This is a genomic window from Pseudaeromonas sp. HNCC25DJ182 (assembly GCF_055413365.1).
In genome coordinates, this window is record NZ_JBVAYG010000013.1 from 42,188 (window position 1) to 53,833 (window position 11,646).

The following is an 11,646-nucleotide window of genomic DNA, read 5'->3' on the forward strand; positions in this document are numbered from 1 at the left end:
AAAATGGCTTATCAACAAGATCGTTGGATCCTAATAGTAGATCCAATAAAAGATCGATCTAAAGATCTCAAGATCCTATTAATCAAGATCCTCGCGCCTGGATATAACCAAGACGCCATTTTACTGAGACGCCGAACCAGATAGAATGATCCGCCTTTTGGCTATTGATCCAGATGTTCGTTTTCGAGGTGATCCTATGCAATATCATGAGCAGTTCGACGTGATCGTCGTTGGCGGTGGCCATGCGGGTACCGAAGCTGCTACCGCTGCCGCACGTATGGGAATGAAAACCATGCTGCTGACCCATAACATCGATACCTTGGGTCATATGTCCTGTAATCCAGCGATCGGTGGCATAGGCAAAGGGCATCTGGTCAAAGAAGTCGATGCGTTAGGCGGTATCATGGCCCAAGCGATCGATCATGCCGGGATCCAGTTCCGCACCCTGAACTCCTCCAAAGGCCCGGCTGTTCGCGCAACACGAGCTCAGGCGGATCGACTGCTATACAAACACGTGATCCGGTCGCGACTGGAGAATTACCCGAATCTGACGCTGTTCCAACAATCCTGTGACGATCTGATCCTGGAAGGTGAACGGGTCTGCGGTGTGGTCACTCAGGCCGGGATCCGCATTCTGAGCAAAACTGTGGTACTGACTGCAGGAACATTCCTCAATGGCTTGATCCACATTGGTATGGAAAATTACCGCGGTGGCAGAGCTGGAGATCCAGCATCGATCTCCTTGGCCCAGCGTCTGCGTGAGTTACCGTTACGGATCGGTCGCCTGAAAACCGGAACACCGCCACGAATCGATGGCCGATCAGTCAATTTCTCACTCTTGCAACAACAACCGGGTGATACACCGGTTCCGGTTTTCTCGTTTCTGGGCAAGGCTGAACAGCATCCTCGTCAGGTGCCCTGTTTCATTACCCACACCAATGAACAGACCCACGAAGTTATTCGGAAAAACCTGCACCGTAGCCCCATGTATGCAGGGGTCATCGAGGGAATAGGCCCACGCTATTGCCCATCGATTGAAGACAAGGTCATGCGCTTTGCCGACAAGAATGCCCACCAGATTTTTATCGAGCCGGAGAGCCTCAGCTCCCACGAGCTCTATCCGAATGGTGTCTCAACCAGCTTGCCGTTTGACGTCCAGGTCCAGATCATCCGTTCCATGGTCGGTTTTGAAAATGCCCATATAGTGCGACCGGGCTACGCCATCGAATATGATTACTTCGATCCTCGGGATCTGAAATCGAACATGGAAAATAAACACCTGCAGAATCTGTTTTTTGCAGGCCAGATCAATGGCACCACCGGCTACGAAGAGGCTGCTGCACAAGGCCTGCTAGCCGGGATCAACGCCGCATTGCGCGCTCAAGACAAGGATCCTTGGTCTCCACGTCGGGATCAGGCCTACATCGGTGTGATGATGGATGATCTTTCCACTCTGGGAACCAAAGAGCCCTACCGGATGTTCACCAGCCGCGCCGAATACCGGTTGTTGCTGCGAGAAGACAATGCCGATCTGCGATTGACGGCTATAGGGCGTGAGCTTGGCCTCGTGGATGATGAACGCTGGAGCTTCTTCAACGAGAAAATCGAGCAGATGGCCCAGGAACAACAGCGTTTGCGCAGCACTTGGGTTAATCAACTGTCGCCTGCTGCCGCAGGGATCAATGCCATCATGAATACGCCCCTGGCGCGTGAGCACAGCCTGGAAGAGCTACTACGTCGCCCCGAGGTGACCTACGATGCCTTGATGTCGATCCCGGAATTGGGTCCCAGGATCCCGAACGATCAGGCTGCCGAGCAGGTGGAGATCCAGGTTAAATATGCGGGTTACATTGATCGCCAGCAGGATGAGATCGACAAACAGCTGCGTAACGAGAACGCCTTGTTGCCACCGGATCTGGATTATGCCGATGTGTCCGGTCTTTCTAACGAGGTAAAGATCAAGCTCAATGACGCCAAACCAGAAACGATTGGCCAAGCCAGCCGGATATCGGGGATCACTCCGGCGGCGATATCTATCTTGCTAGTTCACCTGAAAAAGCGCGGGTTATTGCGCAAGAGCGCCTGAGGTACCGGATGTTGGAACAACGTTTAAATCAGTTACTGGCGCAAACCAACCTTGCGCTGTCCGATCAGCAGAAACAGCAACTGCTGGCCCTGGTCGGGTTGCTGCACAAGTGGAACAAGGCTTACAATCTGACGTCAGTGCGTGATCCGGAAGCCATGCTGGTCAAACACATCATGGATAGCGTGGTGGTTAGCCCCTGGTTGCAAGGCGTGCGTTTTATCGATGTCGGCACCGGTCCCGGATTACCAGGGTTGCCCCTGGCCATCATTAATCCGGACAAACAGTTTGTGTTGCTGGATAGTCTGGGCAAGCGCATTCGTTTCATCCGCCAGGTTATTCTGGAACTGGGCTTGAAAAATGTCACACCAGTGCAGTCACGCGTGGAGGACTTCCATGATGACAGTGGCTTTGACGGTGTATTGAGTCGAGCGTTCGCCTCCTTGAATGATATGTTGAGCTGGTGCGGCCATTTACCAGCCGCTAACGGCTGTTTTCTGGCTTTGAAGGGGCTTTATCCGACGGAGGAGCTGGAACAGCTTCCAACCGGTTTTGTGGTGGTGGGGGCGCACCCTCTAGCCGTTCCAGAACTGGATGGCGAACGTCATCTCATCATTCTTAAAAAACAATAGCGTTAGCAGGGGAGCTCAGTGGGTAAAATTATCGCCATCGCGAACCAGAAAGGTGGGGTCGGCAAGACCACCACGTGCGTGAACCTCGCTGCCTCAATGGCCGCAACGCGACGCAAGGTTTTGGTGGTCGATCTGGATCCTCAGGGCAATGCCACTATGGCCAGCGGTATTGATAAATACCAGGTCGAACGTACCGCCTATGAATTACTGGTCGATGAATTACCGGCCAAAGAAGTGCTGATCGCCGAAACGGCGGGTGGGTATCACTTGATCGCCGCCAACTCGGATGTGACCGCGGCTGAAATTCGCCTTCTGGAGTTTTTTGCTCGTGAAATTCGCCTGCGCAATGCCTTGAATGCGGTGCGCGATCAGTACGATTACATCTTCATCGATTGCCCGCCGTCGCTGAATCTGCTGACAGTGAACGCAATGTCGGCTGCCGACTCGGTGCTGGTGCCGATGCAGTGCGAGTATTTCGCGCTGGAAGGCTTAACGGCGCTGGTAGATACCATCAGTAAACTGGTGGCTGTGGTGAACCCCAATCTCAAGATTGAGGGGATTTTGCGCACCATGTTCGATCACCGGAACCGGTTATCAAATGATGTGTCCGATCAGCTAAAACAGCACTTTGGCGATAAGGTGTACCGCACCGTCATCCCGCGCAATGTCCGTCTGGCCGAGGCACCGAGCTTCGGTACTCCCGCCATGTATTACGATAAAACGTCAGTTGGAGCCAAGGCCTACCTGGCGTTGGCTGGCGAGATGTTGCGCCGGGAAGAGCAAGCCAGCCTCGAATCAGCCTGAGCCAGAGAATGAACATGACACCGAAGAAACGTGGTTTGGGAAAAGGGTTGGAAGCTCTGCTAGGAACCAGTACCGCTGCGCGCCAGAAACAGATCCTGGACGATATCAAATCTGACGAAGCTCGTTCCCGCAGTGACGAATTGCAAGGCGAGTTACGCCGGCTTCCTCTGTCATGGTTGCGCCCTGGCAAATATCAGCCACGTAAGGATATGTCTCAGGAGGCGCTGGAGGAGTTGGCTAACTCGATTCGAGCGCAAGGGGTGATCCAGCCGATTGTGGTGCGTCAACTGGAAGAGCAAAGCTTCGAGATTATCGCTGGTGAACGTCGCTGGCGAGCCTGCCAGCTGGTTCGGCTGGATACTGTACCCTGTATTATCAAGAATGTAGCGGATAACGCCGCCGTGGCGATCGCGCTGATCGAGAATATCCAGCGGGAAGATCTGAATGCCATTGAAGAGGCGGCCGCCTTGTTACGCCTGATGCAGGAGTTTGAACTCACCCATCAGGAAGTGGCTGAGGCGGTGGGTAAATCCCGTAGTGCGGTTTCCAACCTGTTACGGCTCAATCAGCTGAATGATGATGTGAAACGGCTAGTGGAGCATGGTGATCTGGATATGGGACACGCCCGGGCATTGCTGGGGCTGGAAGGTGCTTTGCAAACCGAGCTGGCGCGTCAGGTCGCACAGAAGGGAATGACGGTTCGGGACACCGAAAAAATGGTGCAACGTCTGCTTGCTCCTCGGGAAGAACGACCCGTTGCCCAGCCGGAACCTTTATTAGCCACCTGGGAGAGCCGGGTTAGCGAACGGCTGGGGATACCAGCCAAGTTTGTCTCCTCCGGTAAAGAAAAAGGCAAACTGGTGATCAGCTTTCAGAACCAGGCCGATCTGGACAAAATTTTGCAGTACTTCGAATTATCATGAGGAAAAATAGGGAATTTTTATTCCCTATTTTTATTATGGATAATGAGTCGATTTGGTTTGGTTATAACCAACTCCTGTATTTCGGTACGGATGTCTAGAATCAGCGCAACACCTTGAGCTGACTCACAAAATGCTGGTTTTTAGCCATTTCATGGGCTATGTTGAAACACCCGAAACAAAAAATCATTGTCCAGCAAAGAGTTACATAAAGTTAACTTTTTTAACTCCTGTGATCCACGAAGCTGTTCAATTGTTATTTTTGTGTTATTAAAGGCGCCTGAAATTTAGGTGTCTCAAGGATCGGAGAAAGCTGATGGGCAGCAGTTCATCGATGAGTGTGAAAGCGCTGGCATGGACTGTCCTCGCTATTCAGCTTTTTTTGATAGTCGTCATCGCACTGATCTGGTGGTTTCTGGACAGTCGTTGGGCGGCTTATTCTGCCCTCGTTGGGGGTGGAATTTACTGGGTGCCCCAACTCCTCTACAGCTGGATAGGAAGTTCGCGTCAAGCGGATGAACTGAACGTTGGACTGGTGTTGTGGGACGTCTACTGTGGTGCCGGTGCCAAGCTGGTGGCCACCCTGGTGTTGTTCGGGGTGACCTTCAAATTTCTGGAGGTACAGCATGCTCCCATGTTTGTTACCTACGGACTTGCCCTGTGCTCACAGTGGATAATTTCGTTAACACTCAACAACCGTTACTAGGAAAACTCATGGCTGCAACAGCAGAACTGCTAACGCCTCAGGAGTATATCCAGCATCACTTGCACCACTGGCAGGTTGGCGCTGAATCCGGCTTCTGGGTGGTTAATATCGACTCCATGATATTTTCTGTTGGTTTGGGACTGTTATTCCTCCTGGTGTTTTACCGTGTTGCCGTCAAGGCAAGCAGTGGTGTACCAGGAAAACTGCAGTGCTTCGTTGAGCTGGTTGTCGAATTCGTGGATGACACCGTAAAAGGTATATTCCACGGCAAGAGCAAATTGATCGCCCCTTTGGCGTTAACGGTTTTCGTCTGGGTTTTCCTGATGAACCTGATGGACTTGCTCCCGATCGACTATCTGCCCACCCTGGCACAGTTAATTGCAGGGGATCATGCCCAGAAACTGCGAGTCGTTCCTTCCGCTGACGTTAATATCACGCTGTCCATGGCGCTCGGCGTCTTCTTCCTGATCTTCTTCTACAGCATCAAGATGAAGGGCTTGTCCGGTTTCGTAAAGGAACTGACATTCACGCCGTTTAACCATTGGGCCTTTGTGCCAATTAACCTCATCCTGGAAACCGTCACCCTGGTGTCCAAACCTGTATCGCTGGGTCTTCGGTTATTCGGCAACATGTATGCCGGTGAGATGATCTTCATCCTCATCGCGGCCATGCTGCCGTGGTGGTCACAATGGTTCCTGAACGTACCTTGGGCCATTTTCCACATCCTGATAGTTACGCTGCAGGCGTTCATTTTCATGGTATTGACGATCGTGTATCTGTCGATGGCCTATGAAGAACATTGATTATCGTAAGTTGATATTTAACGTTATTTTCTAAATGTTTGGAGGAAATTCCATGGAGATGTTGTTTATTGCTGCTGGTTTGATGATGGGTTTGGCTGCTATCGGCGCCGCCATTGGTATCGGTGTGTTGGGTGGTAAGTTCCTGGAAGGTGCTGCTCGTCAACCGGATCTGCTGCCACTGCTGCGTACCCAGTTCTTCATCGTAATGGGGCTGGTCGACGCTATCCCGATGATCGCCGTTGGTCTGGGTATGTATGTGATGTTCGCTGTCGCCAAATAAGGCTGACGTCGAACTCAATCTAGTGTTAATCCATTTACCCTAGAGGAGTTGTGCTGTGGATATCAATGCAACCATCCTCGGCCAGACACTTGCTTTTATCCTCTTCGTCTGGTTCTGCATGAAGTTCGTATGGCCGCCTCTGATGGCCGCCATCGAAAAACGTCAGAAAGAAATTGCTGACGGATTGTCTTCAGCAGAGCGTGCGAAGAAAGATCTGGACCTGGCGCAAAATAAAGCCATGGAACAGATTAAAGAAGCCAAGCAGCAGGCTGCAGAGATCATCGAGCAGGCCAACAAGCGCCGTGCTCAAATCATCGACGAGGCCAATCAGGATGCGATGGGTGAGCGTGAGAAGATTCTCAAGCAAGCTCAAGCCGAGATTGAAGCCGAGCGGAATCGCGCGAAAGAAGAACTCCGTAAGCACGTGGCCCTGCTGGCCGTTGCTGGTGCCGAGAAGATTCTGGAGCGTCAAATCGACAAGGCCGCCAATAGCGATCTGGTTGATAAACTGGTTGCGGAACTTTAAGGGGGTCAGGGGCTATGTCTGAAGTGATAACTGTCGCTCGCCCCTACGCCAAAGCTGCGTTCGATGTTGCTGTTGAGCACAAGGCGCTGGATAAGTGGCTCGAGATGCTGACGTTTGCTGCGGAAGTAGCGCATAACGACACAGTACAGGGCTTGCTTCACGGTTCCTTAGGCACTGAAAAGCTGGGTGACCTGTTCGTCCAGATTTGCGGTGACCAGCTGAATGAGCAGGGCCAGAACCTGATAAAGGTGATGGCTGAAAATGGACGCTTGAGTGTATTGCCTGCGGTATTGACAGAATTTGTCGCATTGAAGTCCGAGCTGGAGAAACAGCTGGATGCTTCTGTGTGCTCTGCCAGCCCGCTGAGCGATGCGGATGTCGCCAAGATTCAGGCTTCTCTCGAGAAGCGTTACGGGCGTACCGTAAAACTGAATTTCAGCATCGATCCATCCTTGATGGCCGGGCTGGTGATTAAGGCCGGTGATGACATTATCGATGCCAGTATCCGTAATAAACTCAACCGCTTGGCGGAAGCGCTGCAATCTTGATTGGGGATTAGAGCATGCAACTGAATTCCACTGAAATTGCCGAGCTGATTAAAAAGCGTATCGAGCAATTTGAAGTCGTCACCGAGGCGCGTAACGAAGGTACGATCGTTTCGGTCAGCGACGGTATTGTCCGCATTCACGGCCTGGCCGATGTCATGCAGGGCGAAATGATCGAGCTGCCAGGTAACCGTTATGGTCTGGCGCTCAACCTGGAGCGTGATTCCGTCGGGGCCATCGTCATGGGTCCTTACGCCGATCTGGCCGAAGGACAAAAAGTAACGGGTACGGGTCGTATCCTGGAAGTCCCGGTTGGTCGTGGCCTGTTGGGTCGCGTCGTCAATACACTGGGGCAGCCGATCGATGGTAAGGGACCGATTGAAAATGACGGTTTCTCCGCCGTTGAAGTAATCGCGCCTGGGGTTATCGAGCGTAAATCTGTTTCGCAGCCGGTCCAAACCGGTTACAAGGCAGTAGATGCGATGATCCCTATCGGCCGTGGTCAGCGTGAGTTGATTATCGGTGACCGTCAGACCGGTAAGACTGCGCTGGCGATCGATGCGATCATCAACCAGAAAGATTCCGGCATCAAGTGTGTGTATGTCGCTATTGGCCAGAAGGCTTCGACCATCGCTAACGTGGTTCGTAAGCTGGAAGAGCATGGTGCACTGCAAAACACCATTGTGGTCGTGGCATCGGCCTCCGAATCAGCCTCACTGCAATATCTGGCACCCTATTCCGGTTGCGCCATGGGCGAATACTTCCGGGATCGGGGCGAAGATGCACTGGTTATCTATGATGACCTGTCCAAGCATGCGGTCGCCTATCGTCAGATTTCTCTGCTGTTGCGTCGTCCACCAGGACGTGAAGCTTATCCTGGCGACGTATTTTATCTGCATTCCCGTTTGCTGGAGCGTGCCTCTCGTGTTAACGAAGAGTACGTCGAGAAGTTCACCAAGGGGGCAGTCAAGGGTCAGACTGGTTCATTGACGGCTCTGCCGATCATCGAAACCCAGGCGGGCGACGTCTCTGCATTCGTTCCGACCAATGTGATTTCCATCACCGATGGCCAGATCTTCCTGACCACTCAGCTGTTCAATGCCGGTATTCGTCCTGCTGTTGATCCGGGTATTTCGGTATCCCGGGTGGGTGGTGCGGCACAGACCAAGATCATCAAGAAGCTCTCTGGTGGTATCCGTACCGCACTGGCGCAGTACCGTGAACTGGCGGCGTTTGCTCAGTTCTCTTCCGATCTGGATGACGCAACGCGCAAGCAGTTGAATCACGGTCAGAAGGTGACTGAGCTGATGAAGCAAAAGCAGTATGCTCCTATGAGTGTTGCTGCCCAGGCTCTGGTGCTGTTTGCTGCCGAACGCGGTTATCTCGATGATGTAGAACTGAACAAGATCGGTGATTTTGAAGCCGCTCTGCTCTCCTTTGCCACCACTGAGCACGCCGATACCATGGCCGAAATCAATGCCAAGGCTGATTACAACGATGACATCGTTGCCAAGTTGACCGCATTGATTGATGGCTTCAAGGCGACTCAAACCTGGTAACTTAAAGTGGCTGCGTAGGCAGCCACCTTGAATGGAGAGTCTAGAGATGGCCGGCGCTAAAGAGATACGTAACAAGATCGGCAGTGTGAAGAACACTCAAAAGATCACCAGCGCAATGCAGATGGTCGCCGCATCCAAGATGCGTCGCGCACAGGAAAGCATGGCGGCAAGCCGTCCCTATGCAGTGACTATGCGGAAGGTGATTGGTCATATCGCTCTGGGGAGCTTGGAATACAAGCATCCCTACCTCGAAGAACGCGAGGTCAAGCGAGTTGGCTACATCATCATATCGACTGATCGGGGCTTGTGTGGCGGTTTGAACGTCAACTTGTTCAAGGCTGCTCTTGGTTCGATGAAACAGTGGAAAGAGCAGGGCGTTGAAACCAGCCTGGCTCTGGTCGGTTCCAAGGCGTGTAGTTTCTTTGCGCGCTATGGTGGCAAAGTGCTGGCGCAGGCTTCCGGTTTTGGCGACAACCCGACGGTCAATGATTTGATCGGATCGGTGCGCGTCATGCTGCAAGCCTATGACAACGGTGAAATTGATCGTCTGTATCTGGTAAACAACAAGTTTGTGAACACCATGGTGCAACAACCGGCGGTTGAACAACTGTTGCCGTTGCCCAAGGCCAAAGATGAGAAATTGGCCAAGCATCACTGGGACTATCTGTACGAGCCGGATCCCAAGCATTTGCTGGATCAACTGCTCAGTCGCTACATCGAGTCTCAGGTCTACCAGGGGGTCGTTGAGAACCTGGCCAGTGAGCAAGCCGCCCGTATGGTGGCAATGAAGGCTGCCACCGATAACGCGGATAATCTGATTACGGATCTGCAACTGGTATACAACAAGGCCCGTCAGGCCAGTATCACCCAGGAACTGACTGAAATCGTATCCGGCGCAGCGGCGGTATAGGGCTAAGGTATTCATAGGTTTAGAGGATTTGACATGAGTAACGGTATCATCGTTCAAGTCATCGGTGCTGTGGTGGACGTGCAGTTCCCACAAGACTCCGTACCTAAGGTGTACGATGCACTGAAGATTGTGAGCGAAGGCCAGACCCAGGGTCTGGTACTGGAAGTTCAGCAACAAACTGGCGGCGGCGTCGTCCGTTGTATCGCCATGGGTACCTCTGATGGCTTACGTCGCGGTGCTGCAGTGGTCAACACCGGTGAAGCGATCAAGGTTCCGGTCGGTAAGGCGACTCTGGGCCGGATCATGAACGTTCTGGGTGAGCCAGTGGATGAGCAAGGTCCGATCGGGGAAGAGGATAACTGGGTTATCCACCGTGAAGCACCAAGCTATGAAGATCAATCCAATACCACGGAACTGCTGGAAACTGGCATCAAGGTTATCGACCTGATCTGTCCGTTTGCCAAGGGCGGTAAAGTTGGTCTGTTCGGTGGTGCCGGCGTCGGCAAGACCGTGAACATGATGGAACTGATCAACAACATCGCCAAGGCTCACTCCGGTCTGTCCGTGTTTGCCGGTGTCGGTGAACGTACCCGTGAGGGTAACGACTTCTACTATGAAATGAAGGAGTCCAACGTTCTCGACAAGGTAGCCATGGTGTATGGCCAGATGAACGAGCCGCCAGGAAACCGTCTGCGTGTGGCACTGACCGGTCTGACCATGGCCGAGAAGTTCCGGGACGAAGGGCGTGACGTTCTGTTGTTCATCGACAACATCTACCGTTACACCCTCGCGGGTACCGAAGTATCGGCGCTGTTGGGTCGTATGCCGTCCGCAGTAGGTTATCAACCGACTCTGGCCGAAGAAATGGGTGTTCTGCAGGAGCGTATTACCTCCACCAAGAGCGGCTCCATCACCTCGGTACAAGCGGTCTACGTTCCTGCGGATGACTTGACTGACCCGAGCCCGGCGACCACCTTCGCCCACTTGGATGCAACCGTGGTTCTGTCCCGTCAAATCGCCGCTCTGGGTATCTACCCGGCCGTTGATCCGCTGGACTCTACCTCCCGTCAGCTGGATCCGCTGGTAGTCGGTCAGGAGCACTACGAAGTCGCCCGTGGCGTGCAGTCTGTACTGCAACGCTATAAGGAACTCAAGGACATCATCGCCATCCTCGGGATGGACGAATTGTCCGAGAACGACAAGCTGGTCGTGGCTCGTGCCCGTAAGATCGAACGCTTCCTGTCCCAGCCGTTCAGCGTGGCTGAAGTATTTACCGGTTCACCGGGCAAGTACGTACCGCTGAAAGAAACCATTCGTGGTTTCAAGGGCATTCTGGATGGCGAGTTCGACGATCTGCCGGAACAGGCGTTCTACATGGTTGGCTCCATCGACGAAGTGGTCGAGAAAGCCAAGAAACTGTAATTCGGGGCAGGAGGATCTATGGCTGAGATTACCTTCCACCTGGACGTGGTCAGCGCCGAGGGGATGTTGTTCTCCGGTCGCGTGGAATCGGTTCAGGTTTCCGGTGCGGAAGGGGAACTGGGCATCCGCCATGGTCACTCGCCGCTCCTGACGTCCATCAAGCCTGGCTTGGTGCGTCTGGTGAAATTGCACGGTGTCGAAGAGGTTATGTATATCTCGGGTGGCATGATGGAAGTGCAACCGGAAGCAGTGACAGTTCTGGCGGATACCGCCATCCGCGCTGCGGATATCGATGAAGCCAAGGCTCAGGAAGCCAAACGGGCTGCCGAAGAGAAACTCAACGGCAAGTCTGGCGATGTGGACTACGCGGAGGCCATTGCAGAATTGGCCAAAGCGATGGCCCAATTGCGCGTGGTGGAACTCACCCGCAAAAACTATCGCTAAGCTCTGCGCAGA

13 protein-coding genes are annotated in these 11,646 nt (G+C 53.1%); all 13 read left to right on the top strand.

What is annotated here, in order from left to right; genetic code table 11:
* The first annotated feature begins 196 nt into the window (after nt 1–196).
* Nucleotides 197–2,086, top strand: a complete 1,890-nt coding sequence (gene mnmG, locus ACZYUB_RS11520; RefSeq protein ID WP_463948024.1) for a tRNA uridine-5-carboxymethylaminomethyl(34) synthesis enzyme MnmG — start codon at nt 197–199, stop codon at nt 2,084–2,086.
* Between the two features lie 11 nt (nt 2,087–2,097).
* Nucleotides 2,098–2,715, top strand: a complete 618-nt coding sequence (gene rsmG, locus ACZYUB_RS11525) for a 16S rRNA (guanine(527)-N(7))-methyltransferase RsmG (protein ID WP_463948125.1) — start codon at nt 2,098–2,100, stop codon at nt 2,713–2,715.
* Nucleotides 2,716–2,733: 18 nt separating this feature from the next.
* Nucleotides 2,734–3,519, top strand: coding sequence for a ParA family protein (locus ACZYUB_RS11530; RefSeq protein ID WP_460884405.1), 786 nt, complete (start codon nt 2,734–2,736; stop codon nt 3,517–3,519).
* Between the two features lie 14 nt (nt 3,520–3,533).
* Nucleotides 3,534–4,442: a ParB/RepB/Spo0J family partition protein gene (locus ACZYUB_RS11535; protein ID WP_463948026.1), complete on the top strand. Its 909-nt coding sequence runs from the start codon at nt 3,534–3,536 to the stop codon at nt 4,440–4,442.
* Nucleotides 4,443–4,773: 331 nt separating this feature from the next.
* Nucleotides 4,774–5,145, top strand: coding sequence for an ATP synthase subunit I (locus tag ACZYUB_RS11540; RefSeq protein WP_463948127.1), 372 nt, complete (start codon nt 4,774–4,776; stop codon nt 5,143–5,145).
* An 8-nt stretch (nt 5,146–5,153) separates the two neighbouring features.
* Nucleotides 5,154–5,948, top strand: a complete 795-nt coding sequence (gene atpB, locus ACZYUB_RS11545; protein ID WP_463948028.1) for a F0F1 ATP synthase subunit A — start codon at nt 5,154–5,156, stop codon at nt 5,946–5,948.
* Nucleotides 5,949–5,982: 34 nt separating this feature from the next.
* Complete coding sequence (atpE, locus tag ACZYUB_RS11550) at nt 5,983–6,228, top strand: F0F1 ATP synthase subunit C (RefSeq protein ID WP_463948030.1); 246 nt, start codon at nt 5,983–5,985, stop codon at nt 6,226–6,228.
* A 55-nt stretch (nt 6,229–6,283) separates the two neighbouring features.
* Nucleotides 6,284–6,754, top strand: coding sequence for a F0F1 ATP synthase subunit B (gene atpF, locus ACZYUB_RS11555; RefSeq protein WP_463948032.1), 471 nt, complete (start codon nt 6,284–6,286; stop codon nt 6,752–6,754).
* A gap of 14 nt (nt 6,755–6,768) precedes the next feature.
* Nucleotides 6,769–7,302 (top strand): F0F1 ATP synthase subunit delta, encoded by a 534-nt coding sequence (atpH, locus tag ACZYUB_RS11560; RefSeq protein ID WP_463948034.1) that lies wholly within the window; start codon nt 6,769–6,771, stop codon nt 7,300–7,302.
* Nucleotides 7,303–7,316: 14 nt separating this feature from the next.
* Nucleotides 7,317–8,858: a F0F1 ATP synthase subunit alpha gene (gene atpA, locus ACZYUB_RS11565; protein WP_463948036.1), complete on the top strand. Its 1,542-nt coding sequence runs from the start codon at nt 7,317–7,319 to the stop codon at nt 8,856–8,858.
* Between the two features lie 46 nt (nt 8,859–8,904).
* Nucleotides 8,905–9,768, top strand: coding sequence for a F0F1 ATP synthase subunit gamma (gene atpG / locus ACZYUB_RS11570; protein WP_463948037.1), 864 nt, complete (start codon nt 8,905–8,907; stop codon nt 9,766–9,768).
* 33 nt (nt 9,769–9,801) lie between these two features.
* Nucleotides 9,802–11,190: a F0F1 ATP synthase subunit beta gene (gene atpD / locus ACZYUB_RS11575; protein WP_463948038.1), complete on the top strand. Its 1,389-nt coding sequence runs from the start codon at nt 9,802–9,804 to the stop codon at nt 11,188–11,190.
* A gap of 18 nt (nt 11,191–11,208) precedes the next feature.
* Nucleotides 11,209–11,634 (top strand): F0F1 ATP synthase subunit epsilon, encoded by a 426-nt coding sequence (locus tag ACZYUB_RS11580; protein ID WP_460884456.1) that lies wholly within the window; start codon nt 11,209–11,211, stop codon nt 11,632–11,634.
* Nucleotides 11,635–11,646: the final 12 nt, after the last annotated feature.

Bases quoted from the DNA above. Each gene is read 5' to 3' on its own strand.
- mnmG (WP_463948024.1), top strand. From the start codon at position 197: ATGCAATATCATGAGCAGTTCGACGTGATCGTCGTTGGCGGTGGCCAT.
- ACZYUB_RS11540 (WP_463948127.1), top strand. From the start codon at position 4,774: ATGAGTGTGAAAGCGCTGGCATGGACTGTCCTCGCTATTCAGCTTTTT.
- atpH (WP_463948034.1), top strand. From the start codon at position 6,769: ATGTCTGAAGTGATAACTGTCGCTCGCCCCTACGCCAAAGCTGCGTTC.
- atpE (WP_463948030.1), top strand. From the start codon at position 5,983: ATGTTTGGAGGAAATTCCATGGAGATGTTGTTTATTGCTGCTGGTTTG.
- ACZYUB_RS11535 (WP_463948026.1), top strand. From the start codon at position 3,534: ATGACACCGAAGAAACGTGGTTTGGGAAAAGGGTTGGAAGCTCTGCTA.
- atpB (WP_463948028.1), top strand. From the start codon at position 5,154: ATGGCTGCAACAGCAGAACTGCTAACGCCTCAGGAGTATATCCAGCAT.
- ACZYUB_RS11580 (WP_460884456.1), top strand. From the start codon at position 11,209: ATGGCTGAGATTACCTTCCACCTGGACGTGGTCAGCGCCGAGGGGATG.
- atpG (WP_463948037.1), top strand. From the start codon at position 8,905: ATGGCCGGCGCTAAAGAGATACGTAACAAGATCGGCAGTGTGAAGAAC.
- atpA (WP_463948036.1), top strand. From the start codon at position 7,317: ATGCAACTGAATTCCACTGAAATTGCCGAGCTGATTAAAAAGCGTATC.
- atpD (WP_463948038.1), top strand. From the start codon at position 9,802: ATGAGTAACGGTATCATCGTTCAAGTCATCGGTGCTGTGGTGGACGTG.